Consider the following 24,890-nt stretch of genomic DNA (forward strand, 5'->3'; position numbering starts at 1 on the left):
CATGACGGCAACTGACGACGCTCTCAACCTCATCCGCCTCGCCGCGAAGGCGGCCGACGACCGGAGTGGTTTCGACCAGGTCGGACTCGACGTGAGCGAAACGATGCCGCTCACCGACGCTTTTCTCATCGTGTCGGGACGCAACGAGCGCATGGTGCTCTCGATCGCTGAAGAAATCGAAGACCGCCTGCGTGAGGAGCTTGGCGTCAAGGCGCTTCGCCGCGAGGGTCGCGATCTGGGGCGCTGGGTGCTCATCGATTTCGGTGACCTTGTCGTGCACGTTTTCCACGAAGAGGACCGGCTCTACTACAGCCTCGAGCGCATCTGGCGCGATGCTCCCGTCATTGACCTGCAGCTCGAGTCGGCCGGCGAAGAATCAGCCAGTGATGCGGCTGGTGCCTCCGACGAGTAGCGTCATATACCCCTAGGGGTATATTCTCGAGGGTGAAGGGAGTCTCGTGACTACTGCATCCGCGCCCTCGCGCAACTGGTTTGCCCTGATTGCCATTGGCCTCGCTGTGGGCCTGGCGTCAGGGCTTTTCGGTATCGGTGGGGGACTACTCATCGTGCCGGCGCTCGTCTATCTGCTCAAGTATGAGCAGCGGCTTGCGTCGGGTACTTCGCTCCTTGCCATCGTTGCGCCATCGATCGCCGGTGTGATCTCGTATGCGCTCGCCGGTTATGTGGATGCGTTGCTCGCGGCCATTCTTGCCGCCGGGTCAATGCTCGGGGCACCGATCGGCACGTGGCTGCTCGCGCGGCTGTCGAAGCGCGCCCTGCAGTGGTCGTTCATCGGCTTCCTCGTTGTTGTCATCGTGATGCTCTTCATCGTTGTGCCGAATCGCGACTCAGTGGTGCACATCACCTGGGTGAGTGGGCCGCTACTTGGTCTCGTGGGGTTGTTTGCCGGGATGCTCGCGGGACTGCTCGGCGTCGGCGGCGGTGTCGTCGTTGTGCCCGCGCTCGTGTTGCTTTTTGGGGCGAGCGATCTGGTGGCGAAGGGAACGTCGTTACTCATGATTATCGCGACTGGTTTTGCGGGCACAATCAGCAACCTGCGTCGTGGCAATGTCGACCTGCTTGCCGCGGCGATTATCGGCGTGAGTGCCGCCCTGCTCACGCCGCTCGGGGCGTGGATCGCGCAGGCGCTTGATCCCTTTGCTGCGAATGTGGCATTTGCCGTGTTCCTCGTCTTTGTCATCGTGCGCATGGCCGTCGACGCTTGGCCCCGCCGCCGCAAGTAGCCGCACTCTCGCTGGGCGAGCGGTGCACTGAGGCTCTCGAAGTGCAGGCCGTGGGCCGCATCGAGACCATCGCGCACCTCAGCGATTTGCACCCACCCAGAGATCCGCGCTATGCTCTTCAAGTTGCTTAAAGCACGGGGCTATGGCGCAGCTGGTAGCGCACCTGCATGGCATGCAGGGGGTCAGGGGTTCGAGTCCCCTTAGCTCCACGTAAGATGAGAAAATCGAAACTTGCCCCGCCTGATGGCGGGGCAGTTTTGTTTCTGCGGTGACGTGGGCCGGGGCATCGATGTTGGTGTGGGCGAGGACGCTGGCGGTGGTCTCGTCGGGGGTGTAGGTGGCGTTCTCTTCGTCGTCGATGGTGATGCGGGTGAACAGGGCGCGGTTGAGGATGCGTCGTTCGGCGGGTTCGCACTTGTTGTAGAGGTCGTCTAGGTCGACCAGGAGTTCGGTGAGCTGGTCCAAGCCTGTTCGGGCCTCGGCGTAGGTGTCGGTGAGGTTGTCGAGCCGGGTGGTGATCTGGTCGAGGCTGGCGCGGATGCGGTCTTGTTCGCTTTTGAGGAGGTCGAGTGGGATCGCGTCGGCGTAGTGGGCTTGGACGAGTTTGAGGCGTTCGGCTTCGAGCTTGTCGCGCTGGGCGGTCAGGAGCTTGCGTTCGTCCTCGCTGGATCCTTCGAGCTGGTCGAACACGTCGTTGAGCACTTTCCGGACGTGCTCAGCCTGGGCTGGATTCAGGGAGTTGCGCTGGTAGGTGCGTTCGATCTCGGCTTCGGCGCGTTCGGCGAGGATCGCGGAGCGAGTGCAGTTGGTGGTCTTGCGGCGTCGTCCGGAGCAGGTGAAGTACTCGTAGCGGTCCCCGGCCTTGTCGCGGGGGCGTTCGATCATGAGCTTGGCTCCGCAGGCGCAGTACAGCGTGCCTTTGAGGTAGTGGTCGTACTTCTGTGGCCGTTCGCCGCGGGCGTTGTTGGCGTCCAGGTTAGTTTGGACGCGCAGCCAGGTCTCTGCGTCGACGAGGGGCTGGTGGGTGCCGTCGTAGGTGACGCCGCGGAAGGTGACGGTGCCCTGGTAGTAGGGGTTGGTCAGGATCTTGTGCAGCCCGGTGGTGGTGACCGGTTTGGCCGGCTGCGAAGGGGTGGGCCGGGTGGTCAGGCCGCGGGCTGTGAGTTCCTTGGCCAGGCGCGACAGGGACCAGTCTCCGGTGGCGTAGGCGGTGAAGGCGAAACGGACGAGGTCGGCGCGTTCGGGGTCGATCTCGATCTCGCGGGACTCGCGTCCTCGGGCGTCGGTGGTGCGGACGTTGAGGTAGCCCAGAGGCGCTTTGGTGGGGGTGCCGCCGATCGCGGCCTTCTGGGTCATGCCTTTGAGGACTTCCTGGGCCAGGTTCAGCGAGTAGAACTCGGCCATGGAGGCCAGGATGCCGTGCATGAGCATCCCCGAGGGGGTCTCGTCGATGTTCTCGGTGACCGAGACCAAGCTGATGTTCGCATCCCGCAGCGCGGCGTGGATCTTGGCGTCATCGAGCCGGTTGCGGGCGAGGCGATCGACCTTGTTGATGATGCAGTACCGCACCGGGTGCGTGGTGGCGTAGTCGAGCATCTCTTGGAGCGCGCGTCGTTGGGCGGTCTTGGCTGACTCGCCGGGCTCGATGAACTCCTTGACGATGACCGCACCGAGCTGTTCGGCCTTGCGCTGCGCGGCTTCGCGCTGGGCCGGGATCGACAGGCCCTCTTCCAGCCCGTTGCGGGTGGCCTGATCCTTGGTCGAGACCCGCAGGTAGCTGATCGCCGCCAGCTTCCCGTCACCCGTAGGCGCTGTGGCGTCTGGGCGTGGTGTGGTGCGGGCGAGCCGTCGAAGGCCTGAGATATCGAGGCCGGAGAGCTGATCGAGTGTCATGGTGACCGCCTTTCACAAGCCCCCACACAACTGGGGGCGGGTGGGGCGCCGGAGGCGGTCACGTCAGAGTCGAAAAGAACACCCCGCGAACGGGGCTTAGCAAGGCAGGTGCCAACAGCGCCGAAACTTGATGTGGACCCAGTCTAGCGATCGGCTACGAGCAGGCGACGAAGATGGGCACCGGACTGCCCCACGGGCTGGTCGCCAGCGGTGCGCAGCGCGATCCGGATCAACACCTCGGCAACCTTCGCGACATCGATCTCCTCGCGCGGCTCATACCGCACGCGCAGGGGCCGATCCGCTTCGACCCGGGCGGTGGTGCGGTGATACCTGCGCACCATCCTCATCCACCCTCAGGACCCAGAACATCGTCACGAACCTCACCGGTCGCCGGGTCGATCCGGTCATCCAGACTCGCGTAGAAGGCGTCTTCGGCAGCCTGTCGTTGGCTGACTTGGTCGAGGACGTATTGGACGAAGTCGGCGTCTCGGTCGGTGATGACGGTCTCGTCGTGGGTTGGTTGGGGTTCTTCGCCGGGCCAGGTGGTCTGTCGGGTGGGTCGGTCGCGGTCGAGGCGGGTGCCGGAGGCGGTGACCCAGTCGCGCAGGCGGTGGCGGGCGTCGGCGAAGTCGCGGTGCCAGCCCAGGGGTGCGGAGCCGTTTTGTTCGGGGTCGTAGGCGCATAGCCAGTGCAGGTGCAGCGCGGACAGCTCCCACAGAAGTTCGGGGTGGCGGTGCCAGTAGGGCGGGATGACTGAGGCGGGTAGGCCGTAGGTGTGGCGGAGCCAGTCGACCCACCGGTTCAGCTCCAGCAGTTCTGCTTCCAGATCCTGCGCCGATAGCAGGTTCCAGTTGATCGGGTGCGGTGGTTCTGGCAGCGCGCTGGTGTCGGGGAGGTGGGGGTGGTCGTCGAGGATGCCGGGGTCCTCGTACTGGTCGTCGGGCTCGGGGCCGTGAGTGCTCATAACAGGTACCCCCGGGTCACATGCTGAGGCTGTCGGCGGCCGGTGCGGTTTGCTGCTGCTGGGGTGGTTCGAAGGCCTGCCCAGCCGCCTGGCGTTCGAGTGCGTGGCGGGGTGTGCGGTCGACGTCGTAGCGGGTGCGGGCGGTGTCGTGGCCGATCTTCTTGGCGACGAACTCTTCGCCGGCGATGCGTTGGCCGTCGCGTTCGTAGGTGTAGTCGTGGGCGTAGCCTTCGGCGACGAACTGGTCGCCTTTGGTGAAGCGTTCGAAGGCGCGTTCGGCGGTGGCGCGGTAGAGCACGAGGTTGCCGAAGGAGGGCTCCAGTTTGGTGAAGGTGCCGTCTTCCTCGCGCTGGAAGTTCTCCTGGCCGTAGCGGGCGTAGAAGCGGGCATCGCCGCGTTCGGTGTAGGTCAGCTGCGGGTCGGATGCGATGAACCCGGACAGGGATTCCTGGGTGCGGATGGCCATGACGCGGTACCTCTCAACTCGTGGACTGCAGCCCGCTCGTGGTGTGGGGTGCTGGTACCGGTCAGGTGCACCCCGCGACCCCGGTCACGCACGGGGGTCTGCAGGAGCTGTTCCAGTTCGCGGCGGTCGTGTTTGAGGGTGTCGGCGTCGGGTCGGGTGGGCCAGGCGGTGAGGTCGGTGATGATCGGTGGGGCGGAGCGGAGCAGGGTGACGCCGGTGCCGAAGCGGAGGGTGCGGATGCGGTCGGGTGGCAGGATCGGCACCCTCCGCACGGAGCGCTGGTTCGACCGGGTGCCGTGGTCACCGAGCGTGATCGAGTCGGTGTATTCGTCGCGTTCCCCGATGAGGGTGGTGAGGTCTTGGAGGTCGCGACTGTTGGAGGCGCCACCGAGGATGAGTTTCACGATGGCGGCGTCCCAGATCGCTCCGGCTTGGTGTTCGGACCACTTGTCGCGTGCCTGGGCAAGTGATTGGAGGACGGGCAGGGTGGTGATGCCGGTGCCGCCACCTTCGGCCATCAACGTCGGCAGGGACGGCAGCGGCGCGAGGTTCCCGATCTCATCTAGGGCGAGCAGCAGGGGTGGGTCGAGACGGGCGCCGGGTGAGCGGGCGGCGAGACGCCGGGCGGTTTCGATGAGGTCTTCGATGAACGCCGCCACCAACGCCGCGGACGCCCCAGCTCCTGCACCTGTGGCGAGCAGGTAGAGGGTCCCGGACTTGCGCAGGAAGGTCTCGGGGTCGAAGGGGGTCTCGTTGTCGCGGGGCGTGACTGCGTCGAGGACGCGGGGGTCGGCGAGGGCGCCGAGGGCGAGGGCGACGCCTTGCCAGATGGAGTCGCGGGTTTTGGGGTCGGCGTCGATCATCGCCCCCAGCGAGTCGGCCCACCCGGCGGCCGCATCTGGGTGGTTGGTGAGGATCGCGACGGCTTCGGCTGCGGCGGCGGGGTCGAGGGTCCAACGGAACAAGTCCGCCGGCTTTCGAGAGTCCAACGCGGCGGCGTGGAGGAGGGCTTGGAGGGCGGTGCGGGTCTTGCCTTCCCAGAACCCACCCGATTCGACTCCGCCGGCTGACAAGCCGGTGGCAGAAGCCAGTCCCGTGGCGCGGATCATCGCCGTCAGCGGGTCTTCACAGCCGCGGACGGGTGACCAGCGCATCCCCGCCGGGAGCCCTTCGGCCAGGTGCTGGGGATCGAACACCGCCACCGGGCCACGACGTTGCCGGGCGCGCAGGGTGGCGGTGAGGTTGTCGGGGCGCGTGCTGGTGGTGACGACGGGGCCGGGGGCGTCGAGGATGGCGGGGATGACGACGTGCAGTCCTTTGCCGGAGCGGGGCGGGCCGATCAGCAGGATCGAGTCCTCCACACTCGCCCACACCCCGACACCCTTCGAGGTCCCGAGCCGATACCCCACCTCACCCGGCTTCGGGTCCTTCAGCGACGGCCGCAACGTGGATGCCCGTTTCAGGAGAGTTTTGTCGGAGGCGACCTGGGCGACCTCGTGCCGTGTCGCCGTGCCCGCCAACCGATGCGGATCCACCTCCTGAGCGTGAGAACGGCGCCGCCAGGCGACCCATCCCCAGCCCGCGAGTGCGACCAGCCCGCCCAGAGCGACGATGGTGGTGACCCAATAGGCGACGGGGCTGAGACCAGGCGCCCCCAACGCGACTGCGGGGTTACCGGGGTTGAACAACACCCCGGCACCGGCGGCCCAGCTCGCTGTCGGTTGCGGTGTTCCGGTGAGGAACGCGGCGACCGACCCGGCCGCGCGGAGGACGATGGTGAGGAGGAACAAGGCGATGAGGCCGATGAGGGCGGCGTTGGTCAGTTCCTCACCCATCGACCCACTCTGCCGCTGCGAGGTACTCATCGCGTCTCCTGCACGATGACGGTTCCGGAGGCCCGTCCGACCACCACCACCGGCCCCGTGCTCGTGTGGGGTGGGGTGATGGTGCCGTTCTCATCCGCCGCCACTTCTTCAACGATCTGGCCGAGGAACACCGTCTCACCGGGCAAGAACCCCACCAGCCGGCCCGAATCATCTGTCGGGGGCGCTGGAGTGTCCGCGGCGGCTTCCTCGTCGGCAGGGGCCGGGACGTCCGGCTCGGGTTCGGGGGCGCGGCGTGGTCGGTGGGCGTGGATGATGTCGGTGAAGTGACTCCCGTCGGACTCATACACATCCACCCGCACGGGAATACGGCGCTGCTCGGTCAGGTCATCAAGGATCGCTCCGAAGTCACCCCGACCCCACACCTCACCCGCCGGCGGAAGATGCGGTTGCTGGTCGACGGTCACCGTCAGGGTGCCGGTGATGTCGACGGTGATGACCACGTGCCGCAACACCACCGGCACCGTCTCGCTCGTGTCGTTGCGGCGGTGTCGCAGGGCGGGAAGCTTGGGCATTACTTGACTCCTGCGGTGAGGCGGCTGCTGGTGTCGAACAGCTCCAGCTCGCCGGGGTGGAGCTGGTGCTGGATCACGAACGAGCGGTTCTTGATCCGCCACAGCCCCTGACCCACCCCGAGGTTCGGTAGCAGGGTCTGTTCGGTTCCGGTCAGGCCGAGGGCGGTGGCGGTGGGGCCGAGCTGGTCGGATTCCTGGCGGTAGACGATCCGCGTCTCCGCATTCGCCAACAGACTGTTGGCCAGCGAGCGCATGGCGGAGCCTTCGTCGCCGACGTTGTCGAGGTCGGAGAGTTTGTGGAAGATCAGCATGTTCGCGATCCCGTAATGCCGGGCCAGACGCCAATGCGCATCCATCCGCTTCAACAACGCCGGATGGGACATCAGCCGCCAGGCCTCGTCATAGATCACCCACCGCTGCCCACCATTGGGGTCAAGCAGCGCCGATTCCATCCACGCCGAGCTACACGTCATCAACACACTGATGAGGGTGGAGTTCTCGGTCACCCGGGACAGGTCGAGGCTGATCATCGGTAGATCCGGATCGAACGCCACGGTTGAGGGGCCGTCGAACAACCCGGCGAGGTCGCCGGCGACCAGACGCCGCAAGGCGTGTCCGACCAGGCGTCCGTCTTCAGCCAGGCGCCCGCCGGGGTCGTGGCTGGGGGTGAGGATGTGGTCGACGACCATGGGCAGGATCGGCACCTCGTTCTCCGCCACGGTGGCGGTGAGGGCGAGGTCGATGGCGGTGTGCTCCAACGGCGTGAGCCCCCGCGCCAGCACTGTTTCGGCCAGCGCGCCGATCAGGTCCCGGCGCCGGGAGGCGACGGTGCTCGCCCACTCTTGGTCTGTGAGTCCGCCGGGGCGGTGTCCCTCATCGAGCGGGTTCAGGCGGGTGTGGAGGCCGTGGCCGAGCACGATCGCCTTCCCACCCACCGCTTCGGCCACCACCGTGTGTTCGCCCTTGGGGTCGCCGGGAACATAAACGCGGCGCCCGAACGGCAACGACCGCGTATACAGCGATTTCGCCAACGACGACTTCCCCGACCCGACGATCCCCGCCAGCACCAGGTTCGGGGCGGTGATGACCCCGCGGGCATACAGGACCCACGGGTCGTAAACGAAACTGCCACCCGAGTACATGTCCTGCCCGACGAACACCCCATCCGACCCCAGGCCCCCTTCGGCCATGAACGGATACGCCCCAGCCAACGTGGCCGAGGTGTCCTGATGCCGCGGCACCCGCAACCGGCCAGGCGACCGCAACGCCGCCGGCCCCGCCTCACCCGCCGCCGGCAGAAACGTCGTCGCCTTCCGTTCCTCCCGTTCCGCCGAAGCTTTCGCCTTCGCAGCCTCCCGCTCAGCCCTGACCTGCTCAGCCTGCAGCCGCGCAGCAGCCTGCCGACGAGCCTTACGCGCCGTGCGCCGCTCCGCAGCCGGGGAGACCAGCACCGCAGCGTGCAGGCGTTCCTTCTCGCCACTCACAGCGACCGCCCCACCGAAGACGACGCCCCATGGGCCGAAGTTGGTGCGAACCAATCCGTGCCCTCAGCTGCACGAGGCGGAGACTCAGAGGTGACACCGCTGAAAGCGTCCCGTGCAGCGACGACCTCCTCCTCGTCGGGTGTGGGTGTGGTGTCGGGGTGTTCGCGGACCAGTCCGACATACCCCATCTGCGGGTTGTAGGTCAGCACATACCCGTCGGCCTCGAAGCTGCGATCCCACTGCCCGGCCGGTAGCTCGTCGTACACCTCACCGTTCACGAACGCCGCGCCAGTGGTTTCGTCGCCGAAGTCCCACTGCGCCAGATGCGCGATCCCCGCCTGCACCCCCTCCACATCAATCAGGTCCAGTACCTCATCGGCCTCACTGCCCTGGAGGAACACCACATTCACCCACCGCCGCGAACGCTCGGGCTCAGGGATGGTGTGGGTGTGCCAGGCGATCCGACCGGAGGCTTCGTGCGCGCGCATCACCCGGTCAGCGACCTCATCCAGTCCGTCGGCGGCCTGATGCAACTCATCCGCCGCCGCCAACGCCACCGCCTCCGCCGGCACGCGGTCATCGATGAACGCGATATCGCGGTGATCAGCATGAGCACGAGACAGCTGGTCCAGCACCTGCCGCAACAGCCGCACCGACCCCGACACCTCGCCCAACACCCGGTACATGTCAGCCGGATCCTCAAAGGCCCGGGTCGCGTGCGCCAACCCACGCAAACCCTCACAGGCCTCAGCAGCATCAGCAACCGGATCAACAAACGTCGCCATCCCAACAGTCCTCTCTACCTAGCGGCGGTACGCCTATGAGGGAGGTGTGCGATGGTGTCCTCTAATGGCTGTAATGGAGGAGAGCCGAATCGACGGATGCGAGGTGCTCATGGAGTTGTCAGTTCCTGTGTGGATGCCCGCGTTCTGGTGGAGGGGTGCAGCGCAGCATGTCCGAGAATGGGTGCTCGAAGACCCGGACCAGGAGGATCACCGTGAACCTCGTTGGAGTGACACTTCCGAGCAGCGCTGGAGACTGATTGCCTCTGCCGTTGCCGTCGTTGGAGACGAGCTTGCCGCGGGGCGGTGGACCATCGATGAAGATGACGACACGTACTACGGCATGGTGGCGGCTCCGGTACCGGAACCACTGACGAAGACTGAGCGGCACATCGTGACCTCATGGTTCTCTGCCGGCGAAGCAGTGTGCGTCGACCCCTGGTTCGAGCCCATCACCAACGGGCGGCACCGTCTCTGGAACACGTTGACGCACTTTGGCGATCGGTTGGTTCCCGTCGCCAGCGATGCACTGGGATACGCGACACCGACCAACACCGAAGTTCTTGGCGAAGCGTGGCCTGAGCTGTATCGAGCGCACGTCGACGACCTCGCAGCGATCGAGTGGTTCGACCTGCACGACCCGATGAACTCCCGCTTTGCCCATGCGATCGATCAGGCAGCACGCGGTGAGCACCCTGCACCCCGATAGAACCGTTCGGCTGGTCAGGTAATGCGTCCTAGCATGGAGAGATGCCAGCAATCGGACGCTTCACGCAACTCGTCTTTGAGTGCAAGGACCCCACAGCGGAAGCACTCTTCTGGCAGAAAGTCCTGGATCTTGCACCGGCCACCGGTGATGACCAGTGGTTGACGCTGGAGTGGGAGCCTGTTGGACGCCTCTCTTTCCATCGCGTCTCCGATTACGAACCCCCGCAGTGGCCGGGCCACAGAGGCGAGCTGCAGGTTCACCTTGACCTGCTAGTCGATGACCTCTCGGAGGCATGTGCCGCCGTCGAGGCAGCAGGCGGCCACCCACTCACTGACGTCTTGGACCAAGGCCCGAAAGCCTGGCGCATCTACGCTGACCCCGCAGGCCATCCCTTTTGCCTCGTCACAGTGCCCGAATGACCCCTTCCTAGTCGTCGTCAGACCTGGCGGCAGAGTGGGAGGGCTGCGGCGGTGAAGGCTTTGGCTTGTTGTCCGGCGAGGAGTCGGGTTTCGCAGTTGGCTTGGATGGCGGCTTGTTCGAGGGCGGCGACGTGGGCGTCGAGGTCTTCGATCGTGGTGGCGGTGACGGTGATCAGGCCGGTGTAGCGCAGAATGCCGTGGCCGGCGGTGAGGTCGGCTTCTTGCTGGAGGACATCGTGGTACTCAGCCGTCTGGGAAGCGTCCTCGATCTGCCCGATTTTGGCGCGTTGGGCTTGGTCGGAGATGTGCTCGACCTTCTTCTTGCGGATGTCGCGGGCGGCCTGGTCGGACCGCATGGGAGTGCAGATCAGGGAGAACGATCGTTGGATTCCGCTGGAGAGCAGGATGGGTGAGAGGAAACCTGGGTAGACCATGGAACGGGGCCATTCGCTGATCCACAGCACAGCGTGGTGGGCGGAGTCGGTGCGGATACGACCCCAGGTCTCGTTGACCGCGACCGGTCCGGCGGTGGCGAGCTGGTGGCCGATCTGGCCGTGGCGTTCCAAAGTGGCGGCGATGGCGGGGTCGTAGGCCGAGCGCAGGATCACCGCAATCTGTCCGGGGGTAAGCCAACCGGACGGGGTGAGGTCGGCCGAGCGGAGCGCGGCGGTAAGGGTGTTCATCTCTTGACGCAGGACGGCGGCGGCGCCGCGGATACCGCCGCCCGCGGTGCGGATCTGCCTCGCCGCGTTCTTCATGTCGAGGGAGATGGACAGTGTGGTGGCGTGGCGTTCGCCGGCGGGTCCGGCGCGGTCGATGAGTTCGGCGTAGGTGGTGGCAGCCCAGCTCGTGTCATCAGGGTGGCCGTGGGTGGTCCACCATTCGGCCAGTCCGGTGCCGGAGTCGGGCAGGGTGCGTTCCAGAATCTGCAGGGTGGCGATCCTGCCGGAGCGGCAGACGGTGGCCAGGACGCGGCCCCAGGCGGTGACGCGTCGTTCTTGTTCGGCGGGGTCGAGGAGCACGAATGCGGGGTGGGTGATCTCGCAGACCACCGTGAGCGTGTTCTGGTGGGGGTCGTGGATCATGCCCGCCCCGGTGGTCGGGTCCTCGTATTCGCGGAGTCGGGCTTGGTCGCCGGGTAGGGCGAGGGTTCCGGCGGGGCGTGGGGTGACGATGCGACGCCGGTAGAGGAGTTGGCCGATGGTGGTGCGGTAGACCCACCAGCCGGCCACGGGCACCCACTCGATGACCGGGCGTCCAGCGACAGGGACCCAGGTGAGCAGGGCGGCGGTGGCCCAGATGGGGGCGGTGTAGGCCAGCCACATCCCGCCGCCGGCGTAGAGTGCGGTGATGATGGTGGCGATCGCGATCCCGACGGTGACCAGCTGGGCCGAGGACAGGCCAAGCAGGATGCCGCGGCGGGTGAGCCGGGAGAACTTCACCGGCACCAGCTCCGAACCGGTCGCATCCGGTTCGTGGCTGTTGTTCTTGTTGCGGCGGCTCATGACTGCGGCTCCTTCCCTGCACTCGACGGCGGTGGCGGATTGTCGGCTGGGGGCGGGTTCGGCACCGGGGCGGACGGCGCGACCTGCTCACCCGCGCCCGGTGAGGACGACCCCGCGGGTGCCTGCGGCTGTGACCCCGGTGTGGGCTCCGCACCGGCCGACGGAGTGCCCTGCTGTGGCGGCGTCCCACCGGGCGCAGACGCCGGCGGAGTACTCCCACCATTGCCACCGCCTCCGTTGGGGCTTGGGGTGTGGTCGGCGGCGTCTGCCGCGGTCTCGGCCTGCTGACCGAGTTCGGCGCCGGCTTTCGGGCCCGCGGTGGCAGCGTCCTTGGCCACCTGCACCCCGATCACTGCCGCGGCCGCAGGACCCGCAGCGGCAGCAGACCCACCCGATGCGGCACCCGACCCGGAGGCCCCAGATCCTGCTGCTCCGCCAGTGCCAGCTCCGGCCTCGGTTCCGCCCTGGGAGGCCGAGGGGTTCGGGCTGCTGGGTTTCGGCGGCTGCTTCCCGCCACCACCGCCGTTGCCGCTGTTGTTACCGTCGAGGACCTGTTGGGGGTTGCCCGGCTGGCGGTCGGGGAGGGGGATGGGGCGGTTGAGGGAATTCTTGGCGTCTTGTTCGGCGCCGATCGCGTGGTACATGTCGAACCCGACGAAGCTGATGAACCGGTAGGTCAGGTAGGGGGCGAACGCGGCCATCGCCATGAGCACCACCCCGGCCAGCGGGTCGCTGATCGAGGATAGGTCTCCATCGATCGGGGCGGCGACTTGGGTGATCGCGACCAGGAACATCACGACCAGCACGAGCTTGGAACAGATCAGCGCGACCACGAACATCGCCCACTTGCTGATCCACCCCCTGGTGGCGTCCCACGACGAGCCCGACAGGGCCAGGGGTGCGAACACGATCGCGACCAGCAGCAGCGCCTTGCGCACCAGCAGCGATAGCCACACGATCGCCGCGGAGGTGATCGCGAGCCCGGCGAGGAAGATCGTGATGATCGCCCCCACCCCGGGGGCGGCGATGTTGATCGCGGTCAGTCCGCCGGCGAGGATCGTGATCTTCTCGCCCATCGATTCGGTGGTCTCGCCGGCGGCTTGGACGATCCCGACACACAGCTGGTCGACCACCTCCAACAGCAGCCCGGTCAGGGTGATCACCACGAACGACCCCAACACGCTCTTGGCGAGGCCGAGGGCGGCCCGGGTGAGGGCCGTGGGGTCACGTCTGATGAGGCCGGTGATGAGTTGGAGGCAGAAGAACAGCAGCATCACGAACACCGCGATGCCGAACAGCAGGTTGTAGACCGACAGGTATCCGTCACTGGTGATGTCGACCAGGGTGGTGGCGTCGAAGACGTTCCACACGGCCTCGAACAACCAGCCCGCGGCTGAGCCCATGGCTTGGGCGAGCCAGTCGAACGGAGCCGACACCAGTGAGGCGGCTGCTTCGCCAGCGGTTTCGCAGACACCTGAGATGACGGGCAGATCGCACACACCCACCGCAATCACTCCTCACACGTGGGGTTGGAACGGTTGGGTAGGGGTTAGACGGACTGGCCGACGTTCCAGAAGAAGTTGATCAGCGTGACCGCGGCACCGCAGATGATCGCTGCCCCGCAGGAGACCAGGACACCGACCTTGCCGCGGCCGGCCAGGTGCGGGTTGGAGGAGTTCGCGCCGAAGCCCCACACGATCGCGGAGATGATCAGCGCCAGCACCGACAGGATCAGCCCGATCGTCATCACCGCCCCCACGATGTTGCGCAGCTGCGCGATCCCCGGCAGCCCATCATCGTTCGGCGTGATGTCCACCTCCATCGGCAGCATCATCGGCAGCGTGGGCAGGACAGACGTCATCAGATCAAGCACAGCAAGCTCCTCACAGACAGAAGGACGAAAGGGACCCGCCCCCGGGACGACCGGGAGGGCAGGCAACCAGGGGAGGTCTGCCTGTCAGGTGTGCAGCCTGCTCCTGTTGTGATCGACGGCCCTCGGTGCTGCTGCGATACTTCGAGGGTGAAGTTCAAGCGCAGGAATCTGGTCGCGTTGGCTGACTTGGTGGTCGGTAACGTGGGACGTGACGATGCCGAGACCGAGGATGAGGCCAAGTACTTTCCCTACCGGTCGAGTTCCCGGATTACGGAGTTCTTTCAGGACCTTGATACCGAGTATCGACACGACGGCTCGACGCGCAGGGAGTGGGTTGCGGACGTTCTCGACGACATTTTGGCTCAACCGCACGAAGGTCCGAGCCATCCTCCGGAGTTGTTCTGCCGCTTGATCGATCAGCTCATGAGTCCCGCTGATCGCCTCAACGAAGGACCTGACCGGCCCCGCGCTCTGGCTCTCCTCAACGCTGTTCTGGAGCGCGAGGGGTTTCACGCGTTCTACGCGGAGGACAACCACTGCTACCTCCGGCACATGGGTACCCAGTCAGTGACCGTGCTGGCCGCCAACCCGCATCGGCCGTTCAGCAAGGCAGAGCAGGAGCGCCGCAAACTCCTTGCTGCCTATCTGGACTCGTGTAGCGAGGACGACCTCATCGAGAAGATCCTGCTCCCGATGTTCAGACAACTCGGCTACCACCGCATCACTGCGGCAGGGCACAAGGACAAATCGTTGGAGTATGGCAAGGACGTGTGGATGCGTTACACGCTGCCTACGCAACACGTCTTGTACTTCGGCCTTCAGGCCAAGAAGGGCAAGCTTGATGCCTCGGGCGTCACCAAGGCTGGCAATGCGAATATGGCCGAGATCCATAACCAGGCCCTCATGATGCTCGCCCACGAGATCTTCGATCCCGAAGTCAACCGTCGAGTGCTGGTCGATCACGCGTTCATCGTGGCTGGCGGCGAAATCACCAAGTCAGCTCGAAACTGGCTGGGCAACGCCCTTGACGCATCCAAACGTAGCCAGATCATGTTCTTGGACCGTGACGACATCTTGAACCTGTACGTCGTCAGCACCCTCCCGTTGCCGGATGAAGCACAGCCGTCCTCGCCACCCAACCCTTGGCTGAAGACCGACGAACCACCGTTCTGACAGCTGTCTTCGAGCTGCTCACAGCTGGTCGCCGAGGTTGATGAGCCAGTTGAGCCAGGTGATGCCGACGCCGGCGAGGGTGGCTGTGCCGAGGGCGACGAGGAGTCCGGTGCGGGCTTTGGTGGCGGTGGTGTGGTTGCCGTTCGCTGTGGCGATGGCCCAGGTGATGCCGCTGATGAGCATGGTGAGGACGGCGGTGACGAGGACGAACGTCAAGAGGGCGCCGATCACGGTGTGGAGGGTGGTGTTGTCGCCGAAGGCGCCGAAGTCGGGGTAGATGTTCACGGGTATCAGCTGCCTTCTTTGACGGTGATGTGGACGTGGTCGTAGTGGCCGCCGGTGACGTCGGTGGGGTCGTGCATGCCACCGCCGTTGTAGGGGCGCCAGCCCTCGGCATCGCGAGCGAGGGACCAGATCTGGCCTTGCCAGATCAGGTACTCGACGCCGAGGGTTTCGGCGTTGTCTTGGAGCCAGTTCGTCAGCGCCCATCCGGCTTCGAGCTGCTGGGGTGTGGGTCGGGAGCCGATGGCGTTGCCGAAGGTGACGTCACAGGCTCGTCCGACGGGGTGTTCGGATTTGGTGCCGGGGCGGGGTGAGTAGCAGGCCCAGGAGCTGTCGGGGTAGGCGGTGAGGGCTTGGGTGTAGACGTGGAGCATGCGGGCGGTGATCTGTCCGTCGGTGGTGGGGTCATCGACCTTGCGGTCCGGGTCTCCGGCATCGGGCCCTTGGGGCGGCGCGGGCTGGGTCGCGGCCGGGTTGCAGCCTTCCTGCTCGACCGGTGTGGTGGGGGCTGGAAGGTTGCCGCTGGTGTGTTGGTCGAGCCAGGGCTGGGGGTCGGTGAACTCGCCGTCGCTGCCGCCTTGGCGGAGTTCGAAGTGCAGGTGTGCGCCGGTGGAGTAGCCGGCCGAGCCGACATCGCCGATGTGTTGTCCGGCGGTGACTTGGTCGCCGACATTGACGTGGATGCCGGTCTCCCACAGGTGGGCGTAGGCGGTGGCGATCTTCTGCCCGCCGATGGTGTGTTCGATGATGATCAGCCCGCCGTACCCGCCGGACATCGAGGCGTGGGTGACGATGCCGTCGGCGGCGGCGAGGATGGGGGTGCCGTCGGGGGCGGAGTAGTCCGCGCCGGTGTGGAGCTTGTTCTCCCCGGTGATGGGATGGACCCGCATCCCAAATGGCGAGGTGGCGACCCAGGTGCCCTCGGGCAGCGGGAAGACCACACGCCCGGTCTCGGGCAGCTGGGGGCTGTCGGCTGTGGGGGTGGTGAGGGTGGTGAGGATGTGTTCGGCGACGGGCTCGTAGTTCGCATACCGGTCGGGGTAGGCCGACACCTCGACGGCTTGGGCGGCTTCGCCCTTGGACAGGGTCTGCCAGCCGGGGATGTCGAGCAGTCCGCGGGGTGAGGGGTGGTTGGGGCCGGTGGGTCCGCCGAAGAACGCGCGCGCCTGGTAGCCAGGGTCCATGAGGTCAGGGACGGTGCCCCATCCGGCTTGGGGTCGCATCTGGAACAGACCGAGGCTGTCGTGGTCGGAGGCGTCCCCGTCATTGGGGTGATTCCCGGAGTCGGGGTAGACGCTGGTGTTGGCCAGCATCCGCAGATTCGACTCGGTGAGCGCGGCCATGAGCGCGATCTGCAGCCCGTCACGCGTGACGCCCTCGATCTGGGATCCGGTCTGGATGATGGTGGCGGCATGGGTGAGCTGGGTGGTGTTCAGCGTGAAAGTCTGCCCGTCAGCGGTCGTCACTTCCAGCGAGTCCGGCACCGGCCCCACCACTGACGGGCCAGTGGTGCTGGTGGTGCAGGAGGCGTTGGCGCCGGGGCTGAACATCATCCCAACCCCCAAGAGCAGGAGGGCGGGGCTGAACAGCACGAGTACGGTAGCGAGAACGGCGAGCTTCTTCACGACCAGGTCACCGCAGCGGGTTGTCCAGCTGCGACAGGCGCAGCAGATGGCAGGTGTCGTAGGTCGGCGCGCAGACCACGAACACCGTGAACTCCACCTTGTGGGCCGAGGTGACCGGTTCCCCGTTCCAGGTCCCGGCGCGGTGCCGGGTGCCCTCGATGGTGTAGGCGACCGTTCCTGGTGCGAGCTGCCCCTCGGGTGCCTGGGCGACCGCGTCCCCCCACTGGTCGGGGATGTAGGCGCTGTCGATCGTCAGATGCTGACTGGTGCTATAGGTGCGCAGGTCCTGCCAGGCGGTCCGCGAGGGCAGGTAGGCGGCGACGTCGGTGGCGAGGCCGGCTTGTTCGGCGCCGCTGGGGTCCCCGACGGCGAGGATCGCCGAGGTGTAGTCCAGCGGCAGGAGCCCGGTGGTGGTGTCCCACGCGAATAGCGTGGTTGCGACATTGCGAGCGAACTGCTCCGGATCAGCACTGCGCGCCACCGGTGGCACTGCCGGCGCCCCCGAGGCCGAAGGCTTGGCGGTGGTGGGTGCGGAGGGTGACGGGCTGGTGGTGATGGTCGGTGACGTGCCCGGGGTGCTGGTGGGAGTGTGGGGGCCGGTAGCGAGGCCGTAGATCCCGACCCCACACACCAGGGTCGTGACGGAGCCGGCAGCGATCAGCACGAGCCGGCGACGCGACGAACGATCAGAAGTGTCCATGCCCAGCAGGTGCACCCACCACAAACACCGGCGGGCGATTTCCAGAAGGAGACCGCCCGCTGAGGGACGTTGACGAGTCTTTGGAATCAGAGCACCGGGATTAGTTCCTCGTGGATCCAGCTGGTCAGAGTTGTGGGTGTGGTCGTTGCCAGAGTTCTCCGCTGTTCGGGGCGGAAGCCATCGCGCAGTCCGGTACTCATGCCGAGGACGGCGTCGGCCATCATTGGAGGCATCCCTACGGCGAGGTAGCGCTGGAGCATCTCGGTGTCAGTGATTTGCTCCGCGTGGACCGGGTGACCGACATGGGCAGTCAAGGTCTCGGCCACCTGACGCCAGGACAGGTCCTGTGGTCCGTGGACGGCCTGGACTCGGCGGCCGCGCCACTGCGTGTTGAGCAGCGTGAGGCTGGCGACCTCGGCGATATCGCGTGGGGCTACCCAGCTCATCGGCTGGTCGAGTGGCAGCACTGTCGTCACTTGCCCCTGCCGAACGGCATCAATGTCCAGCAGCAAATTGGTGAAGAAATAGCCGCACCGCAGGTGGGTGACATCCACATCGAGGGCATCAAGCGCGACCTCGGTGACTGCCAGGCCGTCAATCTCGCCGACACCGTGACGCTTCTCGGCACCGATGCTGCTTTGGAACACGACACGGCCGATTCCGTTGGCGGTAACCGCCTTCACCAGAGCTTTCGTGGCTAGGGTGTAGTCGGCCACGGGATCAGACGACATCACACTGGGATCGACCCAATAGATTGCGTCTACGCCCTGTGTCGCCGCGGTGACCTGCGCAGGATCAGTGGAGTTCGCCTCGACGATGTCAGCGTGTTCCCACAGCTCAGGGGCGACGTTCGTGGGCTTTCGTGCCAGGAGGAGTGGGCGCACTCCTGATCTGATCAGCATGGATGTGACGTGCCGCCCGACGTGACCCATCGGCGTCGTGACCGCAATGCGCATGTGATCTCCTTTCGTGAAGTCTTACACGGCACGCTAACGACAGATCCGGCCTGTCTTGGTCCTCATCTTGGTTGATAATGGCCTTGTGGAGAGTCCTTCATCACGCGCCCTGCTCCTGCTGTCACTGTTACAGACCGGACGCGCCTGGACGGCAGCCGACCTCGCCCAGCGACTCGATATAGCAGATCGGACGGTGCGCCGGGACGTCGCCAGGTTGCGATACCTGGGATACGACATTCGGTCCGTGCCCGGACCTGGCGGAACATATCGACTGGTGCCGAGCGTGAAGATCCCGCCCCTGTTGCTAGACGCAGACGAGGTCTGCTCACTCGTCACCGGGCTGCTCCTCCTGGAAGCCGGCGGCGTAGATGAGGCAGTGACGACGGTGCGCACCAAGCTGGAACAGCTTCTCCCGCCGAAGCTGCGTCAACAGGCAGCAGCGACGGCATTGGCGACCCAAGTGATCACTCCCGTCGCCGAGCCGGTTGATTGGCGGCTGCTCGGCGTGCTGGCAGAGGCCGTGGCCCAGGGGCAGGACCTGCGCTTCACCTACACAGACCAGCATGGCAAGGTGAGCGAACGCCACGTACGCCCCTACCGGCACGCGCTGCGCCAAGGCGCCTGGTACCTGATCGCCTACGACATTCTCCGCACTGACTGGCGACTGTTTCGGCTCGACGGCATTCAACGCGCCACTCCCGAGCCGGCTGCCGCCGGCATCGACGTCCCCGACTTCCCCAGCCCCTCTATCGAGGACTGGCTCACCACTGATTTTGGACGAGTTCGGGTCTCAAACGGCTAACACGTCCGGCCAGTGCGTCCAGATCAAACGGCTGTCCCGCGTCCTGCGCTGCTCAACGAACATCCACGGCTTGGTCAACTAGACCGCTCGTAACTGCGGACGCCCATCCGCAGCCTCCTCGTTCCTCTCGTCGTCGACGTCTACAGGGCCGGAGGCGGTGGTGGTCTCGTCGGGGTTGGTGAGGGCGGCTTGGAGGGCGTCGGCGAACGCGACCGTCTGTTCGATCACGCGCAGGAACGTGGCGACCTGTTCGTCGGTGAGTTCGGCGGCGAGCACGGCCGGGTCGTAGTGGGTCCACCACTGATCCAGTTCGGTCCACGTCACCACGAACGCCCGCACCGGGTACTGCACCGGCCCGCTCTCGGGGGTGCTGTTGGGTTTCTTGGCCGGGGCGGGCTTCGGTTTGCCACTGGATTGGATGCGGGCGAGGGCGTCGGCCGCGGCCTGATGCAACGCCTCATCGCCAGCATCGGGGCTGGCGGTGTGGTTGCGGATGGTCTCGTAGATCGGATGGATCGGGCTGCCCGCGTCGATCTGCTCCAACCCCCGCTGTGCCGCGGCCCTCACGTGATCGGGCAGCGCCTCGTCGGTGGCGGCCTGTTCGAGGAAGCCGATCTTGTCCAGCGTCTTGTACGAGGTCCCACCGGGAATCATTCCGGCAGCCTGCTCACGAGCCTCACCGGCGGCTCCCGACGGTTCCGGAAATTTTCCGGGACCGTCGGTTCCGGGCTGATTGTCACTGCGGAACTGGGTCGCGGCCTTGCGACGCGCAGCATCCTCGGCCATGAGGGATTTCAGTTCGCGGTAGAGGGCGGCAGCTTCCAGCGCGGTCAGTGGCTTGTGCAGGACGTTGTCGTCTTGTTCGGCCAGCAGGTGGCCGAGCCGGTCGGAGATGCCGGAGCGGACCCACACGTTGACGGTGCGCCAGCCGAGCTGCTTGATCGCCGCCAGCCGGCGTGCCCCACAGATCAGCACCCCGTCAGGGCTGACCGTCAACGGCTGCAACAACCCGTCGCGCTCAATCGAGGCCGCCAGCGCGTCGATGTCGCCCAGATCGGCACGGTGACGTCGGCCCACATGCAGGGAGTCGACGGCGCGGTCCAGCTCGATGTGCCCCGGGGTACTCATGACCGCACCCGTTCCCGTCCCGGTGTGGCACGAACGATGGAGGCCACCAGGGCGTCATCACCCAACAGGTCCGGCAGGGACTCCCCGAGCAACAGACGCAGCAGGATCCCGCGCCCGGCCGTCGTGGTGGCGTAGGCAGGTTCGGGATGTCCCAGCAGAACCCTCAGCAGACACGTCCAGGCCGGGGCGGGGAGGTCGAGCAGGGCGCGGGCGTGTTTGTCGCGCCGCAAGGCTTCGTAAGTGCCGCGCCGGGACCCGATCCGGGCCAGGGCGTTGGTGACGTGATCCACCCCTGCCCGGGCGGAGGCTTCGGGCCAGCCCAGCAGCACGAACAAACGAGTCGCATCCGCGACTGCTGCCTGCACGCTCGCATCCACATCCGCGCTTGGCTTCGCATCCTCACGGTGGTGGGGGTCGGTGAGCTGGAACGCGGGGTGGTATTCGTACAGGGGTGTTTCGCGGTCGGAGAACCGTTCGGGGTCGTGGTGGGCGGAGATGTGGGCGCGGCGGGCTTGGTGGACTGAACACAGGAGCCCTTGGGCGCGTTCTTCGTAGATGCAGGTGATCCGCACCGCATGCGTGACCACCGCCCATGGGTCTGCGGCCTTCCTTGCCGCAGGCGTTCGCATCACATCAAACGCCGCCGACGCGGCCTCCCACACATCCAGGCCGTGCTTGCGCGCCAACGGTGCGAACCGCTCCGCCGCGAACTCCAACAGCTCACTGGCTTGGGGGTTGTTGCGCCATCCGTGCTCGGCCAGATGCTCCAGCAAGGCCCGCAGCCCCTCGCTGGTTCTGAAGTCAGCCCTGTCGGGGCGGGGTGTCGACGGCGTTGTCGACGAGCTCCCGGTCTCAGTGGCGGTGCCGGTGGTTGGTGTTGTGGTGTGGGTCATGGTGGTGCCTCCTGACAAGCAGGTGCGCACCCCCACCCCAGACAGTGGCGGCAGCGGTGTCGTGGTGGTGCTGGCAAGTCGTGTCATTGCTGGTCACCACGCTCAACTCATCCCCACCGCGGACCGACCCGACACCGACTGGCCTCGCCCGTGGCCGAACGCCGACAACGGCGCCAACCGCGCAGCCCGATCACCGACGCGCCGCGTACCTACCGTGATGCCGTGGCGGGTCTTCTGGCTCAGTGCGGTCTGGAAGTGGATGCCGCGGCCAGCGACTGTGGCGCCACGCCGGGCCAGCAGATCGGTCGGACGCACCCACTCCACACCCCGCCCCACCTGCCGACCCACAGGCCGGCCTGCGACCTGGGTGGTGCGGGCCTTGACCGCCTCAGGCACCCCCTCCGCACCCTCATCCAGCTCCGGGAAGCCCGCGTCTGGTCCGTCGATGTCGGGGGCGAGCTGCTCGTTGAGTTCTTCCGCCGGAGTCTCGGGTGGGACAAGGTCGCCTCGCTCACTCACCGTCTCCTGGTCGAGGTTCTCGGCGTGGGCGCTCAGGGTGAGTTCTTCGGGATCGGGTGGGCCGTAGTCGTCGAGGACCGGCGGCTCCACCGGGTCGTGCTCGTGCTCGTGGGTGCTCATGATTCCTCCTTCATCGATGGGCTGGTGTCAGGTTCAGAACTCCTCGTTGTTGGGGAGGTGAGCCAGCGGCCCACCGTGGACGGATGCACGCCCAGCTCGGCGGCAATCTGCTTGTTCGACCACCCCTCACTCCGCAGCCCGGCAGCCCGCTCTCGCCGACCCACCCCAGCCGTCCCCGACGCGGAAACGTCAGGTCCGGTTGACCCTTCACAATCCGGCGGGGCGGATCGGTCGGCCTCGGGTGCTTCCTCGGCGTGCTCGGCAGCGGGATCTGGTGCAGGCGAAGTCACCGGTTCGTCGTCAGCGCCGATGGGATGGGCGCTGACGGTCCCCGGGAGTGCCGCCGGTGGCCGGCCTGACTCGATGCCCGGCCCTGGGCCGGGTGTGGGCCGGTCGTGCTGTTGGGTGACGGTCTGCCAGATCACCGGCTGTGAATCGGTGGTGCGGGTGAGGATGACGGTGAGGTGGGTGATCGCCAGCAGCACCACGGGCGGAACCGCGGCAATCGCTGCCGCCAACAAGGCCGGGACGTCGGCATCAGCGGCGACGATGGCGTGCAGGGCGTTGGCGGTGACCGAGACGACGGCACCGCCGATCAGCAGGGCCCAGGGATACCAAGCGGCCTTCTGCCCAGCCAGAGCGACCACGGCGACGGTGGCGACCACGATGATGCCGTCGACGATCAAGGGCCATGCCCACGCCTGACCCGCCCCGATGCCCGAACGGGCCGCGAGATCAGCCAGAGAGGTGAAGGACAGCCAGAACGCCCCGATCGCGATGAACACCGTCCCCGCGACCGCTGCCCGCACTGCCCACCACCGCGCCCTCACGCCAGCCCCCAACCCGCACCCACCGGCACCCGCACCGGCGATGCTGCCGCTGGTTCGGTGGGCCTGGGTGCTGTGGACGTGGTGGGGTGGGTGGTGCGGTAGGCCGACCGCACGGTGGCGGCGATCTCCCGCGGACCCAACCCCGCCTCAGCGGCAGCCGCGCCCAGCACATCTACCGCCGTGGCAGGTGCGATGTCGTGTTCCGCAGCCCGACAGGCCGCCCAGAACGACCCCCGATTCCGCTCGCCCTCACCCAAACCCGCCACCCACGCAGCCAGCCGCGACACCACCACCCCAGGCTCGCTCTGATCCATGCCGCGATCAGCAGCGCGCGGCTTCAGGGCGGGCCGGGGGTCGAGGAAGTCCCGCAGCGCGTCGCCGTCGATCCCGGCCGACGCCCCTTGCCGAACAGTGGCCAGCCGATACGACCCGGCAGCGGTGTGTGAGGGTGGGATGACGATGTAGCCACCATCCCCGCGGAAATCCACCCCGACCCGGGCAGCCTGCCACGACCGCTGCACCACGCCCGGTGTGGCCGGGTAGTAGCCATGCCGTCCACCAGAGGGGGAGACCACCGTGAACACCGGCACACCTGCCCGCCCCGCATCGAGGGCGCGGCGCATGCTCTCCCGGCCATCGACGTGCTCGCGGACATCGACATCCACGACCACGACACCGGAGACCGCCCCGGTCGGCAGCCCGAGATTCGCGTCGGGCCACCGCGTCCACCATTGCGTGATCTGGGCGAGGTCGGTGGTGGCGTCGTGGAACCCCCGGGCCGTGAGAGGGCGCTTCTGCCCGGGCACGCACGGAAACACCGGCACACCCGCCGAAGCAAGATCACCCGCCACCCGCCCCAGCAGACGATCTTGGCGAGAGGCGAGAAGCCGGGCCAGGCGGTAGAGGTGCGGGCTCATAGCGCCACCGCCTCAGGCTCGGACACCACCCGCTCCATCGACTCCGACACCGCCGGCGCCGTCGGGGCCTGCCGCGTTGCGGGGTCGTGAGCGGGGGTGTCGCGTTCCAGACCGGGCGGGGTGCCGTTGCCGACCTGGGTGGTGTCGAGCTGCTCCAAAATCCCCAGCGCGGCTTTGCGCACCCGTTCCCCGGTGGTCTTGACCACCTCGACCGGGTCCTGGCCCTCCACCCGGGCCGCCCACGTCGAGACATACGGGACGGTGTAACCGGAGGTGTCCATGCCATGCGCGGCACCCACCATCAACGCGACCGATTCGGCCTCCACCTCACCGATCCCACGATGCTGCCGCGCATCACTGGAGTCCGGGCCATGCAGCAGGACGTGGCCGAGTTCATGGGCCAGGGTCTTCACCTGCGCAGCCGGATCCATGTCACTACGCACCGACACCACCCGACTGCCGTAATCGGTCAGCCCATTCGCCCCGAAAATCTCCGACGCATCCGCAACCAGCCGCAGCTCGAACCCGGCCTTCGCGACCTGGGCGGCGAGGCCCTCCCACAACCCGGCAGGAGCCTGCCCCTCCAACAACCGCGGCGCCGGCGGCTCAGGAATCGGCTCACCGGTGGTCTGTGAGGCGTCCCAGACGTAGGCGGGGCGGACGCCGACCATCTTCGTGCGCACCGTCTCACCCGCACGCGGCTTCTCACCCTTACCCAGCCTCCGCCACGACTCAGCATCCTGCGGGGTCGCCGAGGCGAACCGTCCCGTCACCGGCGCCAGAATCTGATACCCCGGCTGCCCCTTCGACACCTGGCGACCCAACTGCTGCCACTGCCGATACCCGGCGACATGCGACGGCACCGGGTCCGGCACCAGACCCAGCCCGTAGGCCTCCTGGTGCTGGGTGAAGATCAGAATCGTGTTCGCGAACGACCGCGCGCGGAACCGGGCCGCGAACGCCAACGCCCGGGCCCAATCCTCACCCGAGACCAGCTCCTCGACCGCACCAGTCAGCCGGTCATGCAGCGCATCAAGCTTCGCCTCCCGATCCGCCCGAGCATCCTTGCCCGACGTCGCCATGCCGGTCTCCTTCCGCGAACCTGCCCACCGGGTCGAAGAACCGACCCGGTGACCATCAGGTACGCCGGAACCACCAGCACTAGAAGACGGACAACAAGGAACCCCTACAGTGACCGCCAGGAACTC

General features: G+C 66.8%; 27 protein-coding genes, 1 tRNA gene and 2 pseudogenes. 9 read left to right on the forward strand and 21 right to left on the reverse strand.

Annotated elements, in window-relative coordinates; all coding sequences use genetic code 11:
• Window position 1: 1 nt before the first annotated feature.
• From rsfS to EG850_RS13390, 4 genes are all read left to right on the forward strand, one after another.
• Entirely contained in the window at window positions 2–412 is a 411-nt protein-coding gene (gene rsfS / locus EG850_RS02960; RefSeq protein WP_124969745.1) for a ribosome silencing factor, read from the forward strand.
• 46 nt (window positions 413–458) lie between these two features.
• On the forward strand, window positions 459–1,244 hold the full coding sequence (locus EG850_RS02965; protein WP_124969748.1) for a sulfite exporter TauE/SafE family protein: 786 nt from the start codon (window positions 459–461) through the stop codon (window positions 1,242–1,244).
• Window positions 1,245–1,380: 136 nt separating this feature from the next.
• Window positions 1,381–1,453, forward strand: a tRNA-Ala gene (locus EG850_RS02970).
• Between the two features lie 22 nt (window positions 1,454–1,475).
• Window positions 1,476–1,679 (forward strand): hypothetical protein, encoded by a 204-nt coding sequence (locus tag EG850_RS13390; protein WP_214609498.1) that lies wholly within the window; start codon window positions 1,476–1,478, stop codon window positions 1,677–1,679.
• A 375-nt stretch (window positions 1,680–2,054) separates the two neighbouring features.
• Here the strand turns inward: EG850_RS13390 and EG850_RS13740 are convergent.
• From EG850_RS13740 to EG850_RS03015, 8 genes and pseudogenes are all read right to left on the reverse strand, one after another.
• Window positions 2,055–3,137 (reverse strand): annotated as a pseudogene (locus EG850_RS13740) (recombinase family protein); the annotation flags it as partial.
• A gap of 143 nt (window positions 3,138–3,280) precedes the next feature.
• Entirely contained in the window at window positions 3,281–3,478 is a 198-nt protein-coding gene (locus EG850_RS02985) for a hypothetical protein (RefSeq protein WP_124969751.1), read from the reverse strand.
• Window positions 3,479–3,480: 2 nt separating this feature from the next.
• Complete coding sequence (locus tag EG850_RS02990) at window positions 3,481–4,101, reverse strand: hypothetical protein (protein ID WP_124969754.1); 621 nt, start codon at window positions 4,099–4,101, stop codon at window positions 3,481–3,483.
• A gap of 16 nt (window positions 4,102–4,117) precedes the next feature.
• The gene (locus EG850_RS02995; RefSeq protein ID WP_124969757.1) at window positions 4,118–4,567 is read right to left on the reverse strand and encodes a single-stranded DNA-binding protein; all 450 of its coding nucleotides are present in this window, start codon (window positions 4,565–4,567) and stop codon (window positions 4,118–4,120) included.
• Complete coding sequence (locus EG850_RS03000; RefSeq protein ID WP_124969760.1) at window positions 4,510–6,432, reverse strand: TraM recognition domain-containing protein; 1,923 nt, start codon at window positions 6,430–6,432, stop codon at window positions 4,510–4,512. The genes EG850_RS02995 and EG850_RS03000 overlap by 58 nt, the downstream gene beginning before the upstream one ends.
• Complete coding sequence (locus EG850_RS03005; protein WP_124969763.1) at window positions 6,429–6,965, reverse strand: hypothetical protein; 537 nt, start codon at window positions 6,963–6,965, stop codon at window positions 6,429–6,431. Before EG850_RS03005 ends, EG850_RS03000 begins: the two co-directional genes overlap by 4 nt.
• Window positions 6,965–8,449 (reverse strand): ATP-binding protein, encoded by a 1,485-nt coding sequence (locus tag EG850_RS03010; RefSeq protein ID WP_124969766.1) that lies wholly within the window; start codon window positions 8,447–8,449, stop codon window positions 6,965–6,967. Before EG850_RS03010 ends, EG850_RS03005 begins: the two co-directional genes overlap by 1 nt.
• Window positions 8,446–9,234 carry a hypothetical protein gene (locus tag EG850_RS03015; protein WP_124969769.1) on the reverse strand — a complete coding sequence of 263 codons (789 nt, stop codon included), beginning with the start codon at window positions 9,232–9,234 and terminating at the stop codon, window positions 8,446–8,448. Before EG850_RS03015 ends, EG850_RS03010 begins: the two co-directional genes overlap by 4 nt.
• Window positions 9,235–9,307: 73 nt before the next feature.
• On the opposite strand from EG850_RS03015, the gene EG850_RS03020 reads away from it, so the two are divergent.
• The gene (locus EG850_RS03020; RefSeq protein ID WP_214609499.1) at window positions 9,308–9,940 is read left to right on the forward strand and encodes a hypothetical protein; all 633 of its coding nucleotides are present in this window, start codon (window positions 9,308–9,310) and stop codon (window positions 9,938–9,940) included.
• Between the two features lie 41 nt (window positions 9,941–9,981).
• Entirely contained in the window at window positions 9,982–10,359 is a 378-nt protein-coding gene (locus EG850_RS03025) for a VOC family protein (protein WP_124969775.1), read from the forward strand.
• Window positions 10,360–10,376: 17 nt separating this feature from the next.
• Here the strand turns inward: EG850_RS03025 and EG850_RS03030 are convergent, their stop codons facing one another.
• Genes EG850_RS03030 through EG850_RS03040 form a run of 3 tightly spaced genes read right to left on the reverse strand, consistent with a single transcriptional unit; the run spans window position 10,377 to window position 13,725 of the window.
• The gene (locus EG850_RS03030) at window positions 10,377–11,864 is read right to left on the reverse strand and encodes an SCO6880 family protein (protein ID WP_106506947.1); all 1,488 of its coding nucleotides are present in this window, start codon (window positions 11,862–11,864) and stop codon (window positions 10,377–10,379) included.
• Window positions 11,861–13,369: a conjugal transfer protein TrbL gene (locus EG850_RS03035; RefSeq protein ID WP_124969778.1), complete on the reverse strand. Its 1,509-nt coding sequence runs from the start codon at window positions 13,367–13,369 to the stop codon at window positions 11,861–11,863. Before EG850_RS03035 ends, EG850_RS03030 begins: the two co-directional genes overlap by 4 nt.
• Window positions 13,370–13,413: 44 nt before the next feature.
• Entirely contained in the window at window positions 13,414–13,725 is a 312-nt protein-coding gene (locus tag EG850_RS03040; RefSeq protein WP_034375318.1) for a DUF6112 family protein, read from the reverse strand.
• A 159-nt stretch (window positions 13,726–13,884) separates the two neighbouring features.
• Between EG850_RS03040 and EG850_RS03045 the strand changes: the two genes are divergently transcribed.
• Window positions 13,885–14,910 carry a hypothetical protein gene (locus EG850_RS03045; RefSeq protein WP_124969781.1) on the forward strand — a complete coding sequence of 342 codons (1,026 nt, stop codon included), beginning with the start codon at window positions 13,885–13,887 and terminating at the stop codon, window positions 14,908–14,910.
• A gap of 18 nt (window positions 14,911–14,928) precedes the next feature.
• On the opposite strand, the gene EG850_RS03050 is transcribed toward EG850_RS03045, so the two are convergent.
• The 4 genes from EG850_RS03050 to EG850_RS03065 all read right to left on the reverse strand — a co-directional run bounded on the left by EG850_RS03050 (window position 14,929) and on the right by EG850_RS03065 (window position 18,473).
• Window positions 14,929–15,195: a DUF6112 family protein gene (locus tag EG850_RS03050; RefSeq protein ID WP_124969784.1), complete on the reverse strand. Its 267-nt coding sequence runs from the start codon at window positions 15,193–15,195 to the stop codon at window positions 14,929–14,931.
• Window positions 15,196–15,200: 5 nt separating this feature from the next.
• Entirely contained in the window at window positions 15,201–16,817 is a 1,617-nt protein-coding gene (locus tag EG850_RS13690) for a M23 family metallopeptidase (RefSeq protein ID WP_235829187.1), read from the reverse strand.
• 7 nt (window positions 16,818–16,824) lie between these two features.
• A complete protein-coding gene (locus EG850_RS03060) occupies window positions 16,825–17,517 on the reverse strand; it encodes a hypothetical protein (RefSeq protein ID WP_124969786.1) in 693 nt (230 codons plus the stop codon).
• A gap of 86 nt (window positions 17,518–17,603) precedes the next feature.
• On the reverse strand, window positions 17,604–18,473 hold the full coding sequence (locus EG850_RS03065; protein WP_124969789.1) for an NAD(P)H-binding protein: 870 nt from the start codon (window positions 18,471–18,473) through the stop codon (window positions 17,604–17,606).
• Window positions 18,474–18,558: 85 nt separating this feature from the next.
• Between EG850_RS03065 and EG850_RS13495 the strand changes: the two are divergent.
• Window positions 18,559–18,720 (forward strand): annotated as a pseudogene (locus EG850_RS13495) (helix-turn-helix domain-containing protein); the annotation flags it as partial.
• A 36-nt stretch (window positions 18,721–18,756) separates the two neighbouring features.
• Window positions 18,757–19,275, forward strand: a complete 519-nt coding sequence (locus EG850_RS03070) for a helix-turn-helix transcriptional regulator (RefSeq protein ID WP_235829200.1) — start codon at window positions 18,757–18,759, stop codon at window positions 19,273–19,275.
• Between the two features lie 78 nt (window positions 19,276–19,353).
• Here EG850_RS03070 and EG850_RS03075 read toward each other — a convergent pair whose 3' ends face one another.
• The 6 genes from EG850_RS03075 to EG850_RS03100 all read right to left on the reverse strand — a co-directional run bounded on the left by EG850_RS03075 (window position 19,354) and on the right by EG850_RS03100 (window position 24,764).
• Window positions 19,354–20,403 (reverse strand): ParB N-terminal domain-containing protein, encoded by a 1,050-nt coding sequence (locus EG850_RS03075; protein ID WP_124969791.1) that lies wholly within the window; start codon window positions 20,401–20,403, stop codon window positions 19,354–19,356.
• Complete coding sequence (locus EG850_RS03080) at window positions 20,400–21,296, reverse strand: hypothetical protein (RefSeq protein ID WP_124969794.1); 897 nt, start codon at window positions 21,294–21,296, stop codon at window positions 20,400–20,402. Before EG850_RS03080 ends, EG850_RS03075 begins: the two co-directional genes overlap by 4 nt.
• Before the next feature lie 102 nt (window positions 21,297–21,398).
• Window positions 21,399–21,935, reverse strand: coding sequence for a hypothetical protein (locus tag EG850_RS03085; RefSeq protein WP_124969797.1), 537 nt, complete (start codon window positions 21,933–21,935; stop codon window positions 21,399–21,401).
• Window positions 21,932–22,744, reverse strand: a complete 813-nt coding sequence (locus EG850_RS03090; RefSeq protein WP_124970169.1) for a DUF2637 domain-containing protein — start codon at window positions 22,742–22,744, stop codon at window positions 21,932–21,934. The genes EG850_RS03085 and EG850_RS03090 overlap by 4 nt, the downstream gene beginning before the upstream one ends.
• A 17-nt stretch (window positions 22,745–22,761) precedes the next feature.
• A complete protein-coding gene (locus EG850_RS03095; RefSeq protein ID WP_124969800.1) occupies window positions 22,762–23,682 on the reverse strand; it encodes a bifunctional DNA primase/polymerase in 921 nt (306 codons plus the stop codon).
• Complete coding sequence (locus tag EG850_RS03100; protein ID WP_124969803.1) at window positions 23,679–24,764, reverse strand: ArdC-like ssDNA-binding domain-containing protein; 1,086 nt, start codon at window positions 24,762–24,764, stop codon at window positions 23,679–23,681. The genes EG850_RS03095 and EG850_RS03100 overlap by 4 nt, the downstream gene beginning before the upstream one ends.
• Window positions 24,765–24,890 lie beyond the last annotated feature (126 nt).

Source organism: Gulosibacter macacae (assembly GCF_003865375.1).
Classification (GTDB): domain Bacteria; phylum Actinomycetota; class Actinomycetes; order Actinomycetales; family Microbacteriaceae; genus Gulosibacter; species Gulosibacter macacae.

Coding starts and splice junctions, on each gene's coding strand:
- EG850_RS02985 (WP_124969751.1), bottom strand. CDS start 3,478: ATGGTGCGCAGGTATCACCGCACCACCGCCCGGGTCGAAGCGGATCGG.
- EG850_RS03065 (WP_124969789.1), bottom strand. CDS start 18,473: ATGCGCATTGCGGTCACGACGCCGATGGGTCACGTCGGGCGGCACGTC.
- EG850_RS02990 (WP_124969754.1), bottom strand. CDS start 4,101: ATGAGCACTCACGGCCCCGAGCCCGACGACCAGTACGAGGACCCCGGC.
- EG850_RS03085 (WP_124969797.1), bottom strand. CDS start 21,935: ATGAGCACCCACGAGCACGAGCACGACCCGGTGGAGCCGCCGGTCCTC.
- EG850_RS03100 (WP_124969803.1), bottom strand. CDS start 24,764: ATGGCGACGTCGGGCAAGGATGCTCGGGCGGATCGGGAGGCGAAGCTT.
- EG850_RS03040 (WP_034375318.1), bottom strand. CDS start 13,725: ATGACGTCTGTCCTGCCCACGCTGCCGATGATGCTGCCGATGGAGGTG.
- EG850_RS03080 (WP_124969794.1), bottom strand. CDS start 21,296: ATGACCCACACCACAACACCAACCACCGGCACCGCCACTGAGACCGGG.
- EG850_RS03025 (WP_124969775.1), top strand. CDS start 9,982: ATGCCAGCAATCGGACGCTTCACGCAACTCGTCTTTGAGTGCAAGGAC.
- EG850_RS03005 (WP_124969763.1), bottom strand. CDS start 6,965: ATGCCCAAGCTTCCCGCCCTGCGACACCGCCGCAACGACACGAGCGAG.
- EG850_RS02995 (WP_124969757.1), bottom strand. CDS start 4,567: ATGGCCATCCGCACCCAGGAATCCCTGTCCGGGTTCATCGCATCCGAC.
- rsfS (WP_124969745.1), top strand. CDS start 2: ATGACGGCAACTGACGACGCTCTCAACCTCATCCGCCTCGCCGCGAAG.
- EG850_RS03000 (WP_124969760.1), bottom strand. CDS start 6,432: ATGAGTACCTCGCAGCGGCAGAGTGGGTCGATGGGTGAGGAACTGACC.
- EG850_RS03015 (WP_124969769.1), bottom strand. CDS start 9,234: ATGGCGACGTTTGTTGATCCGGTTGCTGATGCTGCTGAGGCCTGTGAG.
- EG850_RS03075 (WP_124969791.1), bottom strand. CDS start 20,403: ATGAGTACCCCGGGGCACATCGAGCTGGACCGCGCCGTCGACTCCCTG.
- EG850_RS03030 (WP_106506947.1), bottom strand. CDS start 11,864: ATGAGCCGCCGCAACAAGAACAACAGCCACGAACCGGATGCGACCGGT.
- EG850_RS03060 (WP_124969786.1), bottom strand. CDS start 17,517: ATGGACACTTCTGATCGTTCGTCGCGTCGCCGGCTCGTGCTGATCGCT.
- EG850_RS03020 (WP_214609499.1), top strand. CDS start 9,308: ATGGAGGAGAGCCGAATCGACGGATGCGAGGTGCTCATGGAGTTGTCA.
- EG850_RS03095 (WP_124969800.1), bottom strand. CDS start 23,682: ATGAGCCCGCACCTCTACCGCCTGGCCCGGCTTCTCGCCTCTCGCCAA.